We start from the raw sequence: 299 nt of genomic DNA, 5'->3' as shown, positions 1-299 counted from the left end.
CGCCTGGCGCGCAGCATGGTCGCCGAGCGCTTCGATCAGCGTCATCGCGATCGAATACGGCTCCTCGCCCGTCGATGCCGCCGAGCACCACACCGACACGGGCGCCTGCCGGCGCGCAACGAAGTCCGCGAGGATCGGAAAGTGATGCGCTTCGCGAAAGAACGCGGTGAGGTTCGTCGTGAGTGCGTTCGTGAATGCTTCCCACTCGGCGGGATCGTTGTCCGCCTCGAGCATGTCGAGGTACTGGCGGAACGAGTCGAGCCCGCGTGCGCGCAGCCGTCGCGCGAGCCGGCTGTACG

Annotated in this window: 1 protein-coding gene; it reads right to left on the bottom strand. The window is 67.6% G+C overall.

Going from position 1 to position 299, the window contains the following annotated elements; genetic code table 11:
• Positions 1–299: CheR family methyltransferase (locus tag SB753_RS36205; protein ID WP_410804923.1), on the bottom strand; the 299-nt coding region annotated here is incomplete at both ends.

It is taken from the genome of Paraburkholderia sp. SIMBA_053 (assembly GCF_046534895.1).
GTDB lineage: Bacteria > Pseudomonadota > Gammaproteobacteria > Burkholderiales > Burkholderiaceae > Paraburkholderia > Paraburkholderia caledonica.
This window is presented reverse-complemented; position numbering and strand designations above follow the sequence as displayed.